Origin of the sequence: Erythrobacter sp. NE805 (assembly GCF_046452355.1) — a bacterium.
Lineage (GTDB): Bacteria > Pseudomonadota > Alphaproteobacteria > Sphingomonadales > Sphingomonadaceae > Erythrobacter.
Genome location: NZ_JBKFDI010000003.1, coordinates 389,923 through 406,986 on the forward strand (window position 1 = coordinate 389,923; position 17,064 = coordinate 406,986).

Sequence of the window (17,064 nt, forward strand, 5' to 3'; positions counted from 1 at the left end):
CGGACGCCCCCTTGGTGATTGCCTGAAAGACGCGCGGGGCCTCAGGCGCCCTGCGGAGCCTCGTCGCTGCCCGGGTGGGTGCCGAAGCGCTTGCCCGCCCGCGGGATCGCGGAGCCGCGCACCGGCGCTGCCAGTGACGGCCCGCGCGGGGCGTCGGGACGGTCGATCTTGCCGGTCTCCAGAAGCGCCTTGATCTCCTCGCCGGTCAGCGTCTCGTATTCGAGCAGCGCCTGGGCGAGCAGGTGGAGCTGGTCCTCATGAGTCGTGAGGAGTTCGGTCGCACGCTTGTGCGCACCCTCGACGAGGCCCTTGATCTCGTTGTCGATCAGCTCGTTGGTCGAGCCCGATCGGAAGGTCCGCTGCGCCGCGCCCATGCCGAGATAGCCTTCCGACTGCTCCTCGTACTGGAGCGGCCCGAGCTTCTCCGACATGCCCCACTGGGTGACCATGTTGCGCGCGAGGTTGGTCGCATACTGGATGTCGGACGAGGCGCCCGAGGAGACCTTGTCGTGTCCGAAGATGATCTCCTCCGCCACGCGCCCGCCCATCGCGACCGAGAGGTTCGCGTGCATCTTGTCGCGGTGGTAGGAGTAGCTGTCGCGCTCGGGCAGGCGCATCACCATGCCCAGCGCCCGGCCGCGCGGGATGATCGTCGCCTTGTGGATCGGGTCGGAGGCGGCCTCGTGCACCGAGACGATCGCGTGGCCGGCCTCGTGATAGGCGGTCATGCGCTTCTCGTCGTCGGTCATCACCATGCTGCGACGCTCGGCGCCCATCATGACCTTGTCCTTGGCGTCCTCAAACTCCTGCATCGCGACCAGCCGCTTGTTGCGGCGCGCGGCGAGCAGCGCGGCCTCGTTGACGAGGTTCGCGAGGTCCGCGCCCGAGAAGCCGGGGGTGCCGCGGGCGATCACGCGCGGGTTCACGTCGGGGGCGAGCGGGACCTTCTTCATGTGCACGCCGAGGATCTTCTCGCGCCCGTCGATGTCGGGGACGGGGACGACCACCTGACGGTCGAAGCGGCCCGGGCGCAGCAGCGCCGGATCGAGCACGTCGGGACGGTTGGTGGCGGCGATGATGATGATGCCCTCGTTCGCCTCGAAGCCGTCCATCTCGACGAGCAGCTGGTTCAGCGTCTGCTCGCGCTCGTCGTTCGAATTGCCGAGGCCGTGCCCGCGCGAGCGGCCGACCGCGTCGATCTCGTCGATGAAGACGATGCAGGGCGCGTTCTTCTTGGCCTGTTCGAACATGTCGCGCACCCGACTCGCCCCGACGCCCACGAACATCTCGACGAAGTCCGAGCCCGAGATGGTGAAGAACGGCACGCCCGCCTCACCCGCGATGGCGCGGGCCAGCAGGGTCTTGCCGGTACCGGGCGAGCCGACCAGCAGCGCGCCCTTGGGGATCTGCCCGCCGAGCTTGGAGAAGCGCTGCGGATCGCGCAGGAACTCGACGATCTCCTGCAACTCCTCGCGCGCCTCGTCGATGCCGGCGACGTCGTCGAAGGTGACGCGGCCCGAACGTTCGGTGAGCAGCTTGGCCTTGGACTTGCCGAAGCCCATCGCCCCGCCGCCACCGCCCTTCTGGACCTGGCGCAGCGCGAAGAAGGCGATCCCGAGGATAAGGATGAAGGGCAGCGAATTCAGAAGGATGAAGAGTAGCACGTTCTGCGATTCACGCGGCTTGCCGGTGAAGCGCACGCCGTTGTCTTCCATCAGCTTGGTGACTTCAACGTCGTTCGGCACGGGGACGGTGCTGAAGGTCTCGCCGTTCTTGAGCGTGCCGGTGATGAGCTCGGGGCCCATCTGCACGTCCTGCACCTGGCCCTCGGCCACAGCGGCGCGGAAGTCCGAATAGCGGATCGCGGTCCCGGCGCTCTGCCCGGCATTGCTGAACATGGTCACCACCAGCAGCAGGGCGAGGAAGATCCCGCCCCAGATCATCAGCTGCTTGACCCAGGGGTTGGGACCGTCGCCTTGCGGCTGGGGATCGTTGTGCTGACTCATCGCCGGGGATTCCTTTCGTCGCGATCAATGTAGGACGCGAGGGCTGAATGGCAAGATAATGCGCCGACCCGATCGGATACGAAAAAGCGCAAGCGCAAGATGCATTGCCGCGCGTCTTGCGGCGCGGCTCACGCGGGGCCGTAGGCCGCGAGGAACACCTCGACCGCGCCGTCGATGCGGCGGTCGCGCTCGGGGCCGGTGACGATCGCCCCGAACCGGCGCTCGAGGTCGCCCATGCCCTTGCACATCGAGACGAATTGTTCGGCCGCCAGCATGGGGTCGGGGATCGTGAGTTCGCCGCTTTCGCACGCGTGCTCGAGCCAGGCGGAGAAGGCTGCCTTCATGCGCCATGGGCCAGCTTCGAGAAAGGCCACGCCGAGCGCCGGATCATCCTCGGTCTCGGCAGCGATGCGGCGTTCGAACTGGAGCATTTCGGGCCGCGACAGGAACACGCAGATCGCATGGCCGATGTCGGTCAGGCGCGCGCGGATCGGGCCTCTGGGCGTGTCTTCGAGCGAGAAGTGCCCGCGGATCTTCTCGCATTCGCACTCGACCGCGGCGGCGAACAGCGCGCGCTTGTCGCCGAACTGGTTGTAGATCGTGACCTTGGACACCCCGGCGTCGGCAGCGACCTGCTCGATCGCGGTCGCGGCGTAGCCGTGCTGGAAGAAATGATGCGCCGCGGTCTCGACGATCGCCGCGCGCTTGGCGGCGTCGAGCGGCCGTCCGGCCTTGCGCCGGGCGGGGCATCTTTCCGGGGCAGGCGGAATGTCAATTGACAAAGTGAACGGTTCCGTTCAGTTAAACGCGACCGTTCAATAATGCGCTGATTCGGACGTCGGTGCAACCCCGTCCCCGGAAAGAGGTTCCCGCCCACGTGCTCTGGATCGCCATCAGGATGCTCACCGGGGATGCCCAGAAATTCTACGGGCTGCTGTTCGGCATCGCCTTCTCGACGCTGCTCATCACCCAGCAGATGACGATCTTCGTCAACCTCGTCGAGCGCGGGGCGAGCGGGGTCTACAACGCGCCCGAGGCGCAGGTGTGGGTGATGGACCCGGTCAGCCGCACCACCGACGTCAGCTACGCCATGCCCTCGACCGCACTCGACAAGGTGCGCTCGGTGCCGGGCGTCGAGTGGGCGGTGCCGCACCTGCGCGCGGTCGCCAACGTCCGCACCAAGGACGGCGATCTCGAGGGCGTGGCGGTGATCGGGGTCGACGATGCGACGCTGATCGGCCTGCCCAAGCGCATGGCGAGCCAGGACAAGAACGTCCTCTTCGCCCCCGACACGGTGGTGATCGACGACGTCGGCGTCACCCGCCTGTTCTCGAACGGGGCGAGCCCGCTCGGCGAGCGGCTCGAGCTGAACGACCAGCGCGCGGTGATCCGCGGCATCGGCGACGCGATCCCCTCCTTCACGAGCCAGGTGACGCTCTACACCCGCTATTCGAACGCGCTCAACTTCGTCCCCGGCACCCGCAACCGCCTGTCCTTCGTGCTCGTCGGCATCAGCCCGGGCGAGACCCCCGAGGGCGTCGCCGCGCGGATCGAGCAGCAGACCGGGCTGAAGGCCGAGACCCGCCGGGAGTTCGCGCGCGCCGGGGTCGACTTCATCATCCAGAACACCGGCATCCCGACCAATTTCGGGATCACCGTGTTCCTGGGCTTCGTCGTCGGGGTGGCGATCGTCGGCCTCACGTTCAGCCTGTTCCTGCGCGACAACATCAAGCAGTTCGGCGCATTGAAGGCGATCGGCGTGACCAATTCCAAGATCGTGCAGATGGTCGCGGCGCAGGCCGGGCTCGTGGGCATGGTCGGCTATGCGCTGGGCGTGATCGGCACCGTCGCCTTCATCAAGGGCTTCGGCTCCAACCCCTTCTTCAAGGGCTTCTACATCCCCTGGCAGATCCCGCTGATCAGCCTGGCCGCGGTGGTCGTGATCCTCGCCATCACCGGCTTCATCGCGATCCGCTCCGTTCTCAAGACCGAACCGGCCTCGGTGTTCCGGTGAGCGAGGCCCCCATGACCCTCCCCGTCCCCGCCCCCGCCCCTTCCGCCCCCGGCTGCGACGCCGAAGCCGCGATCTGCGCGCGCGGCATCACCCGCGACTTCGAGGCCGGGCAGTCGACGATCCGCGTGCTCCACGGCATCGACGCCGACATCCGCCCGGGCGAGCTCACCTACGTCGTGGGCGAGAGCGGCTCGGGCAAGACGACGCTGATCTCGATCATGTGCGGCATCCTCTGGCCGACCGAGGGCGAGGTGAAGGTGTTCGGCACCGACATCTACAAGCTCTCGGACACCGAGCTGGTGAAGTTCCGCCTCAAGAACATCGGCTTCATCTTCCAGCAGTACAACCTCATCCCCTCGATCGACGTCGCCTCCAACGCCGCGGTGCCGCTGATCGCACAGGGGATGCCCCGCGAGGAGGCGCGCGAGCGGGCCAAGGTGCTGCTCGACAAGCTCAACATCGGCAACCAGGCCGACAAGCTGCCGCGCCAGCTCTCCGGCGGCCAGCAGCAGCGCGTCGCGATCGCCCGCGCGCTGGTGCACGAGCCGCGCCTCGTGGTCTGCGACGAGCCGACCGCGGCATTGGACGCCTCCTCGGGCCGGCGCGTGATGGACCTCCTGCGCGAGGTCGCGGTCGCGCCCGACCGGGCCTGCGTGATCGTCACCCACGACAACCGCATCTTCGATCTCGCCGATCGCATCATCGTCCTCGAGGACGGCCGCGTGACCCATGACGGCACCGAGATGCCCGATGGCCATTGATTCACCCTCTCCCTCCCTCTCTCCCCTCATGACCCGCCGAGGACCCCATGCTGCGTAATGTGAGCTTTGCCCGCCAGATCCTGCCGGCCGCCGCGCTGATCGGCCTTGCCGTCGCCGCCTGGCTGATCCTCGTCGGCCTGCCCGACCGCTCGACCGCCGAACCCGTCGAGCAGCCGCCCAAGGCGGTCGGCAAGCTGGCGAACGGCCCGCGCGTCGCGGGGGCCGGGGTCGTCGAGCCGTCGAGCGAGACGATCGACATCGGCTCGGCGCTCTCGGGCCTCGTCACCGACGTGCTGGTGCGCCCGGGCGACCGGGTCGCGAAGGGCGAGGTGCTGTTCCTCGTCGATTCCCGCGCCGCGCGCGCCCAGCTGGCCGAGTCCAACGCCGCCATCACCGAGGCCCGCGCTTCGATCGCCGAAGCTGTCGCAGCCCAGAAGACCGCCCGCGAGCAGCTGGCGCTGTACCGCAGCCTCGCCGATCCGGCCGCGGTAAGCCGCTCGGAAGTGATAAAGGCCGAGGGTGACGAAGCCGCCGCGACGAGCCGCCTCGGCATAGCCCGCGCGCGCCTCGTCTCCGCCCAGGCCGCCGCCGACGCCGCGCGCACCGAGATCGAGCGGCTCACCGTGCGCGCCCCGATTGCGGGCGAGATCCTGGCGGTCAACGTGCGGCCCGGCCAGTTCGTCGCGACGCAAGGGGGCGGCAACCAGGACCCCTTCATCCAGATGGGCGAGACCAACCCGCTCTACGTGCGCGTCGATATCGACGAGAACGAGATCGGGCGCGTCGCCCTCGGCCAGCCGGCGGTGATCTCCCCGCGGGGCGCCGCCGAGCTCCACGTGAACGCCACCTTCGTGCGCGCCGAGCCGCAGGTCGTGCCCAAGCGCTCGCTGACCAACAGTGCGGCCGAGCGGGTCGACGTGCGGGTGCTCCAGCTGCTCTACGCCCTGCCGCCCTCGGACGCGTTCCGGGTCGGCCAGCAGATCGACGCCTTCATCCCGGCCAAGGCGGGCGCCCCGGCCCAGCAGAAGGGGGGCTGATCCGATGCGCCGCCTGATCCTTGCCGCGCCGCTCGCGCTGGCGCTCGCTGGCTGCATGGCGCAGCCCGCCCCCAAGATCGCCACCCCCACGCCCGAACTTCCGCAGGCCTTCTTCTACCGGCCCGAAGCGTCGACCGGTGCGGCCTTGGCGGCCCTGCTGCCGCAGAGCGACCCGGCGTGGCAAAAGCTCTCCGCAGCGGCGCTCGCCGGTGCGCCCGACCTCGCCGAGGCAGCCGCGCGGATCGAATCCGCCCGCGCCAATGCGCGCAGCGCAGGCGCGGCGCGCCTCCCCAACATCACCGCCGACGGCAATGCGAAACGCAACCGCATCAACACCGCACAGTTCGGGCAGGCCGGGCAGCAGGGCTTCATCCCTGCCGAACAGACCTCCTACGGCGCGAACATCACCGCAAGCTGGGACCCCGACATCTTCGGACGCCTGAAGGCGCAGGAGCGCGCCGCGCGCGCCCGCCTCGACGCCGCGACAGCGGAAGCGCAGAGCGTGCGGCTTGCCCTGCTCGCCGAAATCGCGGGGAGCATCACCGACTGGCGCACCCTCGACGCGCGCGCCGCCGCCATCTCGTCCGACGCGGCGGCGGCCCGGCAGCTGGCAAGTCTGGCCAAGGTCCGCGAGGACGCCGGCATCGCACCCGGCTTCGACCGGGTGCGCGCCGAGGCGACCGCCAGTGCCTCGGCGACGCGTCTCGCCGCGCTGGAGAGCGAGCGTGCGAGCCTGATCGGCCGGCTCGTGACCTTGACCGCGCAGGATGCCGCCACGGTCCGCGCCGCGCTTTCAGCGCCCGCGCCCGAGCTTGCGCTGCCCCCTGCCCCTGCGGGCCTGCCGTCCGAGCTGCTCGCCAACCGCCCCGATGTCACCGCCGCCGCCGCCAATCTTGCCGCGAGCGACGCCGACCTTGCTGCGGCCGCCCGGGCGCGCTTCCCGAAGATCACGCTTTCGGGCGTGATCGGCCTGCTCGCCTTCGATCCTTCCGACTTCTTCGACGGGGATTCGCTGGTGGGCACGCTGACCGCCGCAGTCGCCGGGCCGCTGCTCGATTTCGGCCGGGTGGGCGCGCAGATCGATGCCGCCGCAGCCGACAAGCGCGCGGCCTTCGCCTCTTATCGCGGCGCGGTGTTCACGGCGCTCGGCGATGCCGAGGCCGCCTACGGCACCGTCTCGGCCGCAGACGCCGAGGCCGCGCTCGCCGTCAAACAGCGCGACCAATTGAACCGCGCCGCAGCAATCGCCGAAACCCGCTATCGCGCTGGCCTTGGCAGCTTCCTCGACGTGCTTGAAGCCCGCCGCGCGGCGGATTCGAGCGGGGAGAACGCGGCGGCAGCTCTGGGCCGTGCGGTCCGCGCGCGGATCGTGCTGTGGCAGGCGCTGGGCGGCGAAGCGGCGGGGACGCGCTGAGCAGCGCGGCGATTTCCTACGCGGCGCGGGCGGGCTATTGCCGGCCCGCTCTTTCCCATCGTTGTCTCGCCCCTAGGGGAGTTTGCGCGTCGCCCCCCATGTCCGCCTCGGTCTGCGCGAGCAGGCTATGACCTTGCCGTTTCAAGATAATTCCTGTCGGAGACAAGCGGACAGGGTGTCACCTTTGTCCGCTTAGCGCGCGCTGGAGCAGTGCGGTCCGCTCGCAGCGGCACACCACCTCGTCGCGCTGGTTCCACATCTCGTGCACCCAGGTGACGATCCCCGCGTCGGGCCGCGACTTGCTCTCCCGCAACTCCTTCACCTCGGAGGAGGCCCGCAGCGTGTCGCCGATGAACACGGGCTTCGGCGTCACCACCTTGTCGAAGCCGAGGTTGGCGACCAGCGTGCCGAGCGTCGTCTCCCCCACCGACAGCCCGACGAGGAGGCTGAAGGTGAAGGTCGAATTGACGAGGATCTGCCCGAACCCGCTCGCCTTCGCCGCCTCGACATCGAGGTGCAGCGGCTGCGGGTTGTGGGTCATCGTCGAGAACAAGAGGTTGTCGGTCTCGGTCACGGTGCGGCGGATCGGGTGCTCGATCCGCTCGCCGATCCGCCATTCGTCGAAGAACTTGCCCGGCATCAGGCGGCACCCCAGCGGGCGACCACCTCGGCTCCGTCATCGGCGCTCGAGCGGACCGCGCCCGGCGTGCGGCTGAAGCGCGGCGCGGGGGCCGTGTGCCAGATGCCGTCGTGCTCCACGTAGGCGCCGCGCGCCTTCATGTGCGGATGCTCGCGCGCCTCCTCCAGGGCGAGCACCGGCGCGAAGCAGGCGTCGGTGCCTTCGAGGAGGTCGCACCACTCGGCTTGCGTCTTCGTCTTGAACAGCGCCGCGAGCCTGTCGGCGTAGGCGTCCCAGTTGGCCGGGCTCATCTGCCCTTGCGCCAGTTCCTCCGGCGCCCCGGCGCGCTTGAGCATTTCGGCGTAGAACTGCGGCTCGATCGACCCGAGGCTGATCTCCTTTCCGTCGGCGCAGGTGAAGCAGCGGTAGAAATGCGCCGCCCCGCCGAGCATCCCCTTGCCGCGTTCGGTCGAGAGGTGCGGCAGGTGGCGCACCCCGAAGAAGAAGCTCATCAGGCTGGTCGCCCCGTCGACGATCGCGGCATCGACCACCTGGCCCTTGCCCGACCGCTCGCGTTCGTAGAGCGCGGCCATGATCCCGAAGGCGCAATACATCGACCCGCCGCCGAAATCGCCGACGAGGTTCTGCGGCGGGGTCGCGGGCTCGCCCGGCTTGCCGACGGCGGCCAGCGCGCCGGTGATGGCGATGTAGTTGATGTCGTGCCCGGCCGCCTGGGCGAGCGGGCCGTCCTGCCCCCAGCCGGTCATGCGCGCATAGACGAGCCGCGGGTTGCGGCCGAGCAGCTCCTCCGGCCCGAGCCCCAGCCGCTCCATCACGCCGGGGCGGAAGCCCTCGATCAGCACGTCGGCATGGGCGGCGGCGGCGCGCACGGCGGCCTTGCCCTCCTCGCTCTTGAGGTCGAGCGCCAGCCGGTGCCGCGCGCGCTCGACCACCGGGTTGCTTGACCCCGCGCCCGGCCGGTCGATCCGCACCACCTCGGCGCCGAGGTCGGCGAGCAGCATGGCGACGTGCGGCCCCGGTCCGATGCCGGCGAACTCGAGGACACGAAGGCCCGAAAGCGGGCCGGTCGGATGGCTCATGATGTCTCTCCCTTTTGCCCCGCTCTAAGCGTGGGCTGCGCAACAGGGCAAGCCTCGCCTTGCCGCACCCAAAGGCAAACTTGCTTGTTGCCGCCATCGAAGCGGCTAACGGCGAGGCCATGCGCAGTCTGACCCATCTCGAACGGCTCGAGGCCGAGAGCATCCACATTTTCCGCGAGGTCGTCGCCGAGGCGGAGAACCCGGTGATGCTCTATTCGGTGGGCAAGGACAGCTCGGTCATGCTGCACCTCGCGCGCAAGGCCTTCCACCCCGCGCCCCCGCCCTTCCCGATGCTGCACGTGGCGAGCGGGTGGGACTTTGCCGACCTCCTCGCCCACCGCGACCGGACGGTGCGCGAGTACGGCCTCAAGCTCATCATCGCCCAGAACGAAGAGGCCGAGGCGCAGGGCATCAACCCCTTCGACACCGGCAGCGCGCTCTATTCGCAGGCGCAGCTCACCGACCCCTTGAAGCGCGCGCTGACCCAGCACGGCTTCGACGCGGCCTTCGGCGGCGGGCGGCGCGACGAGGAGAAGGCGCGGGCGAAGGAGCGCATCTTCTCCTTCCGCAACGCCGCGCACCGCTGGGACCCCAAGAACCAGCGCCCCGAGCTGTGGAACCTCTACAACGCGAAGAAGAACAAGGGCGAGAGCATCCGCGTCTTCCCGATCTCGAACTGGACCGAGCTCGACATCTGGCAATACATCGCGCTCGAGAAGATCGACATCGTGCCGCTCTACTTCAGCAAGCCCCGCCCGACGGTGGAGCGCGACGGGATGATCCTCGTGGTGGACGACGACCGCTTCCGCCTCGAGCCCGGCGAGGAACCGGTGACCCGCCCGGTCCGCTTCCGCACGCTCGGCTGCTACCCGCTGACCGGGGCCACCGAGAGCGAGGCGACCGAGATGAACGACATCATCCAGGAAATGCTGCTCGCCACCGGATCGGAGCGCCAGGGCCGCGCGATCGACAAGGGGCAGTCGGCGAGCATGGAAGACAAGAAGGCGGAAGGGTACTTCTGATGCACAGCCCCTCCTCCTTCCAGACCGACGCGCTCATCGCCGAGGACATCGCGGCCTATCTCGAGGCCCACCAGCGCAAGAGCCTCTTGCGCTTCATCACCTGCGGCTCGGTGGACGACGGCAAGTCCACGCTGATCGGGCGGCTGCTCTACGATTCGAAGATGATCTTCGAGGACCAGCTTGCCGCGCTCGAGTCCGACAGCCTCAAGCACGGGACGCAAGGGCAGGAGATCGACTTCGCGCTGCTCGTCGACGGCCTCGCCGCCGAACGCGAACAGGGGATCACCATCGACGTCGCCTACCGCTTCTTCGCGACCGAGAAGCGCAAGTTCATCGTCGCCGACACGCCGGGGCACGAGCAGTACACCCGCAACATGGTGACCGGCGCCTCGACCGCGGACCTCGCCGTGATCCTCGTCGATGCGAGGAAGGGCGTGCTCCAGCAGACGCGGCGGCACTCCTATCTCGTCCACCTGCTCGGTATCCGCCACGTCGTGCTGGCGGTGAACAAGATGGACCTCGTGGGCTACGATCAGGCGACCTTCGAGGCGATCGTGGCCGACTACCGCAGCTTCGCGAGCGAGATCGGCATCAGCGACTTCACCGCGATCCCGATCTCGGGCTTCAAGGGCGACAACATCACCGCCGCGCCCTCCGCGAACACGCCGTGGTATGGCGGCCCCGCGCTGATCGCGCATCTCGAGACGGTCGAAGTCGATGCCGCCGCCGCGCAAGGGCAGCCGTTCCGGATGCCGGTGCAGTGGGTCAACCGCCCCAATCTCGACTTCCGCGGCTTTGCGGGCCAGATCGCCAGCGGCACGATCCGCCCCGGCGACGCGGTCCGGATCGTGCCCTCGGGCAAGACCAGCACGGTCACCCGCATCGTCACCTTCGACGGCGACCTCGACGAAGCTGTCGCGGGCCAGTCGGTCACCCTCACCCTCGCCGACGAGGTCGACTGCTCGCGCGGCGACCTCATCGCGGCTGCGGGCGATCCGCCGCAGGCCTCGGACCAGTTCTGCGCGACCTTCGTGTGGATGGACGAGGAGGCGCTGAAACCCGGGCGCGGCTACTGGCTCAAGATCGGCACCCAGATGGTCACCGCCACGGTCCAGCCGCCGAAATACGAGATCGACGTCAACAGCCTCGAGCACCTCGCGGCCAAGACCCTCGGTCTCAACGCGATCGGCGTCGCCGAGTTCGCCACCGACCGCCCGATCGCCTTCGAGCCCTACGACACCAGCCGCCAGCTCGGCGGGTTCATCTTGGTCGACAAGTTCACCAACGCGACCGTCGCGGCGGGCATGATCGCCTTCAACCTGCGCCGCGCCGACAACGTCCACTGGCAGCCGACCGCGATCACCCGCGAGGACCATGCGGGGATGAAGAACCAGAAGCCCAAGGTGCTGTGGTTCACCGGCCTCTCCGGCTCGGGCAAGTCGACCATCGCCAACGAGGTCGAGAAGCAGCTCTTCCTCATGAACCGCCACACCTTCCTGCTCGACGGGGACAATGTGCGCCACGGCCTCAACCGCGATCTCGGCTTCACCGAGGCCGACCGGATCGAGAACATCCGCCGGGTGGGCGAGGTCGCCAAGCTCATGGCGGACGCGGGGCTGATCGTCCTCACCGCTTTCATCAGCCCCTTCCGCGCCGAGCGCGAGATGGTGCGCGCCATGCTCCCCGAGGGCGAGTTCGTCGAGATCTTCGTCGACACCCCGCTCGCCGTCGCCGAGGCGCGCGACGTCAAGGGGCTTTACCGGAAGGCGCGCGATGGGCAGCTCAAGAACTTCACCGGGATCGACAGCCCCTACGAGCCGCCCGAGAACCCCGAGATCCGGGTCAACACGGTCGACATGACCCCCGAGGAAGCCGCGCGATACATCATCGACCGGATCCTGCCGCTCAAATGAGGCTGGCCGACCTCGAAGACGCCGAACTCGCGGCGCGGCTCGCCGCCGAGGCCGGGCGGCTGCTGCTCGAGGTGCGCGCGGGGTCCGGCCTGACCGGCAAGGGGCTCGGCACGGCGGGGGATGCCGCCGCGAACCGCTTCCTCGTCGACGCGCTGCGCGAGGCACGGCCCGAGGACGGGCTGCTGTCCGAGGAGGAACAGGACAACCCCGCGCGCCTCGCGAAGCGCCGCGTGTGGATCGTCGATCCGGTCGACGGAACGCGCGAATATGCCGAGGGCCGGACGGACTGGGCGGTCCACGTCGCGCTCGCGGTCGACGGAGTCGCGGCACTCGGCGCGGTGGCCCTGCCGGGGCTCGACGGCGGCCTCGTGCTGCGCTCCGACCGGCCGCAGCCGCTTGGCGCCATGGCGTACAGGCCCCGCTTCGTCGTCAGCCGCACCCGGCCGCCCGAAGAGGCCGAGGCGGTCGCGGCGGCGCTCGGGGGCGAGCTGATCGCGATGGGCAGCGCCGGGGCCAAGGCGATGGCGGTGGTCCGCGGCGAGGCCGAGGCCTATCTCCATGCGGGCGGGCAATATGAATGGGACAACTGCGCGCCCGTCGCGGTGGCGGCCGCCCACGGCCTGCATTGCTCGCGCATCGACGGCAGCGCCTTCGTCTACAACAACCGCGACACCTATGTGCCCGACCTGCTGATCTGCCGCAGCGAATGGGCAGCGCCGGTGCTGGCGGAGGTGCAACGGCTGGCAGGACAGGGCGCCGGCTGACTCGCCAATCTCCGGATGGTGAACGTGCGGCAAGCCTAACGCGATTTTAAGGGCTTTGCGGCCAAGGTCCCGGCTGAGAACGGGACAACGCCGCAATGAACGCTCCTTTCGATGCCACCGCCGTGCTCGGCCGCAAGGCCCTCGCGCATCCCGCGCCCGACCACCAGGTCGCGGTGATCGGGCTCGGCTATATCGGCCTGCCGACCGCCGCGCTGCTCGCCAGCTACGGGTGGAGCGTGTGCGGCGTGGACGTCTCGCAGCGCGTGGTCGACACGGTCAACGCCGGGGGCGTGCATATCGAGGAGCGCGATCTCGACACGCTGGTGCAGCAGGCGATCGCGGCGCAGACGCTGGTCGCCTCGTGCGAGGTGCCGACGGCGAGCTTCTACATGATCGCCGTGCCGACCCCGCTGGGAACCGGCAACACGCCCGACATCTCCTTCGTCGAGGCCGCCGCGCGCGCGATCGCACCCAAGATCCTCCCCGGTGCCTGCGTGATCGTGGAGAGCACCTCGCCGGTCGGCACGACCGAACGGGTCGCCGCGATCATCGCCGAGGCGCGCCCCGATCTGGTCGTCCCGCGCGACGGCGGCACCGAGGAGGCCGACATCGCGCTCGCCTATTGCCCCGAGCGCGTGCTGCCGGGCCGGATCGTCAACGAGCTGGTGCACAATGATCGCGTGATCGGCGGCGTCACCCCCGCCTGCGCCGAGCGCGCGGCGGTGCTCTACACGAGCTTCGTCAAGGGCGACTGCCTCTACACCACCGCCCGCGTCGCCGAGACGGTGAAGCTCGTCGAGAACTCGTTCCGCGACGTCAACATCGCCTTCGCCAACGAGTTGTCGATGATTGCCGACACGATCGGGGTCGACGTGTGGGACGTGATCCGCCTCGCCAACCGCCACCCGCGGGTGAACATCCTTCAGCCCGGTCCCGGCGTGGGCGGGCATTGCATCGCGGTCGACCCGTGGTTCCTGGTCGCGGGCGCCCCGCAGGCGGCGCGGCTGGTGCGCACCGCGCGCGAGGTCAACGACCACAAGGCGCACTACACCGAGGAGCGGATCCGGGCGCTGCTGTCGGCCGCGCCGGAGGGCAAGGTCGCGCTGCTCGGCCTCGCCTTCAAGCCCGACATCGACGATTTCCGCGAGAGCCCCGCGCTCGAGATCGCCGAGGCGCTGGCGCGCACCCACGGGGAGCGCATCCTCGTGGTGGAGCCCTTCACCGAGGACCTTCCGACCGCCCTTGCCGGCACCGGCGCCAGCCTGGCCACGCTTGACGCGGGGCTGCGGCAGGCGGAGATTGTCGTCGTGCTCGTCGATCACACCGCGTTCCGCCACCTCTCGCCGCAGGACCTCGCGGGCAAGCTCGTGTTCGACACGCGGGGCATGCTGCGGCGGTGAGCAGATCGGGACGTCCGACCGGCGGGAAGCCCCGCGTCCTGGTGACCTTCGGCACCCGGCCCGAGGCGATCAAGATGTTCCCGGTGGTCGCGGCCCTGCGCGAGACGGGGCAGGTCGATGTGAAGGTGGTGGTCACGGCCCAGCACCGCGAGCTGCTCGATTCCGTCCTCGCCGTGGCCGGCCTCAGACCCGACCTAGACCTCGACTTGATGCTTCCAGACCAGTCCCTGGACGGCCTAGCCAGCCGGATTCTGACCCGTTTCGGGGCGGCGCTCGACGATTTGCGGCCGGATCGGGTGCTGGTTCACGGCGACACGCTGACGACGATGATGGCGAGCCTGGCGTGCTATTTCCGCCGGATTCCGGTGGGTCACGTCGAGGCGGGCCTGCGCAGCGGGGACATCTATTCGCCCTGGCCCGAGGAGGTGAACCGCAGGGTCACCGGGGTGGTGGCAGACCTGCACTTCGCCCCCACCGACACCGCGGCCAAGGCCCTGCGCCTTGAAAACGTGGACGAAAAATCCATACACGTGACGGGCAACACGGTGATCGACGCCTTGCTGTTCGCGCGCACCCGCCTCGCGGAACAGCCCTCGCTCGCGCCCTCGATCGCGCCGCTCCGGGAACGCTTCGCCGGCCGGCGGATCATCGCCGTCACGGCGCACCGCCGCGAGAACTTCGGCGCCGGGATGGCCGCAATCGCGCAGGCTCTCCAGACACTTGCATCGCGCGAGGACGTGGCGATCATCTATCCGGTGCACCCCAACCCCAACGTCGCGGGGATCATGCGCCCGGCACTCGGCGACCATGCCAACATCGCGCTGACGGACCCGCTCGATTACCTCGACTTCGTGGCGATGATGGAGGCCTGCGATCTCGTCCTGACCGACTCCGGAGGAATCCAGGAGGAGGCGCCGAGCCTCGGCAAGCCCGTGCTGGTTATGCGCGACACCACCGAGAGGCCCGAAGGCATCGCTGCCGGCACGGCGCGGCTGGTCGGCACCGATCCCACTGAAATCCTTCGCGAAACTTCGCGACTGTTGGACGACCGGGCAGCCTATCTCGCGATGGCGCGCGCCCACAACCCCTATGGCGACGGCAAGGCCGCCAGCCGGATCGCCGCACTCGTCGCGGCAGCAGGACGACCAGAGGCGCGCGCCGGCTAGCCCAGCTTGCGCGGCACCACGCTGCGGTATCGCACCGAGCAGCCCAGCACCACCGCGCTGAAACCGATGTCGAAGAACCAGTTCAGCTTGAGCGGGCCGCAGTCGATCACCGACTACCCGCTGCGCAACCAGACGATCCTTGCCTTCGCGGGCCTGGCGCTGCTGCTGCTCGCGCGGGCCGGTGCGAATCGCCGGGGAGAGGGGCAATGATCGGCCGCATCCTCTGGACCGCCACGCTGATCGGCGTCGGCGCGCTCACCGCCGGGCTGCAGCTCGACCGCCAGGCCGAGCGCGACCCCTCGGTCGCGCCGCTCGTCCCGGCCCCGCTGCGCGCCTACGCCCAGCTGCCGATCACCGCCGCGGCGCTCCAGGGCACGGACGCTGCCGCGGCGCTCGCCGAGGCCGAGACGCTGGTGCGCCGCCGCCCGCTCCCCGCCGAGCACCTCACGCTGCTCGCCGCCGCGCAAGCGAAGGCGGGCGAGGCGGAGGCGGCGACCTTCTCGATCGCGGTCGCGGGCGAGCGCGGCTGGCGCGATCCGGTCGCGCAGGAGGCCGTTCTGCGCATCGCGCTCGCCGGGGGTGACCAGGCCGAGGCGGCGCGGCGCTATGCCGCGCTGTTCCGCGCTCCGGCGACACCGGATGCGCTGCTGGCGAGCCTCGCCCCCGAGGTGCTCGGCGAGCCAGGCGGGACCGGGCAGCAGACCTTCGCCGAGGTGCTCGCCGCCGCGCCGCGCTGGCACGCGCAATTCCTCGAGCGCGGGCCGCGGGTCCTGCCGCCGGAAGCCTTCGCCCTCATCGCGGCCAAGGTCCTGCTGAGCGGCGCGAAACTCGACTGCGGGCAGCTCGGCACCGGCATCGCGGTGCTGCGCGGCCGCGACGCGGGCGCGGCCGAGCGGCTCGCGACCGCGGCTGCGGGGCGCTGCCGCGAGCTGGCCCCGCCGGGGACCTTTCCGTTATAGGGTGCGGATAATCCCCGAGAAATCGGTCGCGGCGTTCTCGGCGGCGAAGGCCTCGTAAATCGCCTTGGCATGCGCCCCGAGCGCGACGGTCGCCCCCGCGCCTTCGGCGGCTTCCATCGCCAGCTTCAGATCCTTGAGCATCAGCCCGGCGGCGAACCCGCCCTCATAGCCCTTGTCCGCCGGGGTGACCGGGCCGACTCCGGGGACCGGGCAGTAGGAGGTCATCGACCAGCACTGTCCGGATGAGACGCTCGCGATGTCGTAGAAGGTCTGCGCGTCGAGCCCCAGTTTCTCGGCCATGGCGAAGGCCTCGCAGGTGCCGATCATGTGGATCGCAAGCAGCATGTTGTTGCAGATCTTGGCCGCCTGCCCCGTTCCGGGCTTGCCGGCATGGATCACCGCCTTGCCCATCGCCGCGAGGATCGGCTGGGCGCGGGCGAAGGCCTCGTCGCTGCCGCCGACCATGAAGGTCAGCGTCCCGCCCGCCGCTGCCGCGATCCCGCCCGAGACGGGGGCGTCGACCATCTGGTAGCCATGCGCCTCGGTCACCGAAATCACCTCGCGCGCTGTGGCGACGTCGATGGTCGAGCAGTCGAGCAGGATCGCGCCTTCGGGGGCGTGGCCGATCACCTCGTCCCAATAGACCTGTTTCACGATCGCGCCGTTGGGGAGCATCGAGACGACCGCGTCGGCGCCGGCGCATGCCTCGTGGGCGGTGGAGAAGGTGGCGCACCCCGCCTCACGTGCAGCGGCGAGCGCGGCTTCGGAGAGGTCAAAGGCCTGCACCGCGTGCCCTGCCTTCACAAGGTTCGCGGCCATCCCGCCGCCCATGTTGCCTAGGCCGATGAAGGCTATTTTCATTCCGTCTCTCCCCTCTTCAATGGCCGGC

General features: G+C 69.7%; 16 protein-coding genes. 11 read left to right on the forward strand and 5 right to left on the reverse strand.

Annotation, left to right across the window (positions count from 1 at the left end; translation table 11 throughout):
* Positions 1-41 precede the first annotated feature (41 nt).
* Positions 42-2,006 (reverse strand): ATP-dependent zinc metalloprotease FtsH, encoded by a 1,965-nt coding sequence (gene ftsH / locus ACLBKU_RS13445; protein WP_410180061.1) that lies wholly within the window; start codon positions 2,004-2,006, stop codon positions 42-44.
* Positions 2,007-2,134: 128 nt separating this feature from the next.
* Positions 2,135-2,788 carry a TetR/AcrR family transcriptional regulator gene (locus ACLBKU_RS13450; RefSeq protein ID WP_410180062.1) on the reverse strand — a complete coding sequence of 218 codons (654 nt, stop codon included), beginning with the start codon at positions 2,786-2,788 and terminating at the stop codon, positions 2,135-2,137.
* 95 nt (positions 2,789-2,883) lie between these two features.
* Between ACLBKU_RS13450 and ACLBKU_RS13455 the strand changes: the two genes are divergently transcribed.
* From ACLBKU_RS13455 to ACLBKU_RS13470, 4 genes are read left to right on the forward strand one after another with little or no spacing between them, the layout of a single operon-like run.
* Entirely contained in the window at positions 2,884-4,020 is a 1,137-nt protein-coding gene (locus tag ACLBKU_RS13455) for an ABC transporter permease (RefSeq protein ID WP_410180063.1), read from the forward strand.
* A gap of 11 nt (positions 4,021-4,031) precedes the next feature.
* A complete protein-coding gene (locus ACLBKU_RS13460; protein ID WP_410180064.1) occupies positions 4,032-4,781 on the forward strand; it encodes an ABC transporter ATP-binding protein in 750 nt (249 codons plus the stop codon).
* Positions 4,782-4,828: 47 nt separating this feature from the next.
* Positions 4,829-5,818, forward strand: coding sequence for an efflux RND transporter periplasmic adaptor subunit (locus tag ACLBKU_RS13465; RefSeq protein ID WP_410180065.1), 990 nt, complete (start codon positions 4,829-4,831; stop codon positions 5,816-5,818).
* Positions 5,819-5,822: 4 nt separating this feature from the next.
* Positions 5,823-7,232, forward strand: a complete 1,410-nt coding sequence (locus ACLBKU_RS13470; protein ID WP_410180066.1) for an efflux transporter outer membrane subunit — start codon at positions 5,823-5,825, stop codon at positions 7,230-7,232.
* Positions 7,233-7,410: 178 nt separating this feature from the next.
* Here the strand turns inward: ACLBKU_RS13470 and ACLBKU_RS13475 are convergent, their stop codons facing one another.
* Both ACLBKU_RS13475 and ACLBKU_RS13480 read right to left on the reverse strand, forming a co-directional pair.
* The gene (locus tag ACLBKU_RS13475; protein WP_410180067.1) at positions 7,411-7,872 is read right to left on the reverse strand and encodes a MaoC family dehydratase; all 462 of its coding nucleotides are present in this window, start codon (positions 7,870-7,872) and stop codon (positions 7,411-7,413) included.
* A complete protein-coding gene (locus ACLBKU_RS13480) occupies positions 7,872-8,951 on the reverse strand; it encodes a CaiB/BaiF CoA transferase family protein (protein ID WP_410180068.1) in 1,080 nt (359 codons plus the stop codon). Before ACLBKU_RS13480 ends, ACLBKU_RS13475 begins: the two co-directional genes overlap by 1 nt.
* 119 nt (positions 8,952-9,070) lie before the next feature.
* On the opposite strand from ACLBKU_RS13480, the gene cysD reads away from it, so the two are divergent.
* The 7 genes from cysD to ACLBKU_RS13515 all read left to right on the forward strand — a co-directional run bounded on the left by cysD (position 9,071) and on the right by ACLBKU_RS13515 (position 16,175).
* Positions 9,071-9,973 carry a sulfate adenylyltransferase subunit CysD gene (gene cysD, locus ACLBKU_RS13485; RefSeq protein WP_410180069.1) on the forward strand — a complete coding sequence of 301 codons (903 nt, stop codon included), beginning with the start codon at positions 9,071-9,073 and terminating at the stop codon, positions 9,971-9,973.
* Positions 9,973-11,886, forward strand: a complete 1,914-nt coding sequence (cysN, locus tag ACLBKU_RS13490) for a sulfate adenylyltransferase subunit CysN (protein ID WP_410180070.1) — start codon at positions 9,973-9,975, stop codon at positions 11,884-11,886. The genes cysD and cysN overlap by 1 nt, the downstream gene beginning before the upstream one ends.
* Positions 11,883-12,650, forward strand: a complete 768-nt coding sequence (locus tag ACLBKU_RS13495) for a 3'(2'),5'-bisphosphate nucleotidase CysQ (protein ID WP_410180071.1) — start codon at positions 11,883-11,885, stop codon at positions 12,648-12,650. The genes cysN and ACLBKU_RS13495 overlap by 4 nt, the downstream gene beginning before the upstream one ends.
* A gap of 95 nt (positions 12,651-12,745) precedes the next feature.
* Positions 12,746-14,050 carry a UDP-N-acetyl-D-mannosamine dehydrogenase gene (gene wecC, locus ACLBKU_RS13500; protein WP_410180072.1) on the forward strand — a complete coding sequence of 435 codons (1,305 nt, stop codon included), beginning with the start codon at positions 12,746-12,748 and terminating at the stop codon, positions 14,048-14,050.
* 38 nt (positions 14,051-14,088) lie between these two features.
* A complete protein-coding gene (gene wecB, locus ACLBKU_RS13505; RefSeq protein ID WP_410180185.1) occupies positions 14,089-15,216 on the forward strand; it encodes a non-hydrolyzing UDP-N-acetylglucosamine 2-epimerase in 1,128 nt (375 codons plus the stop codon).
* Positions 15,217-15,222: 6 nt separating this feature from the next.
* Positions 15,223-15,426 carry a hypothetical protein gene (locus tag ACLBKU_RS13510; protein ID WP_410180073.1) on the forward strand — a complete coding sequence of 68 codons (204 nt, stop codon included), beginning with the start codon at positions 15,223-15,225 and terminating at the stop codon, positions 15,424-15,426.
* Positions 15,423-16,175 (forward strand): hypothetical protein, encoded by a 753-nt coding sequence (locus tag ACLBKU_RS13515; protein WP_410180074.1) that lies wholly within the window; start codon positions 15,423-15,425, stop codon positions 16,173-16,175. Before ACLBKU_RS13510 ends, ACLBKU_RS13515 begins: the two co-directional genes overlap by 4 nt.
* Here the strand turns inward: ACLBKU_RS13515 and mmsB are convergent.
* Positions 16,170-17,036 carry a 3-hydroxyisobutyrate dehydrogenase gene (mmsB, locus tag ACLBKU_RS13520; protein ID WP_410180075.1) on the reverse strand — a complete coding sequence of 289 codons (867 nt, stop codon included), beginning with the start codon at positions 17,034-17,036 and terminating at the stop codon, positions 16,170-16,172. The genes ACLBKU_RS13515 and mmsB overlap by 6 nt on opposite strands.
* Positions 17,037-17,064 lie beyond the last annotated feature (28 nt).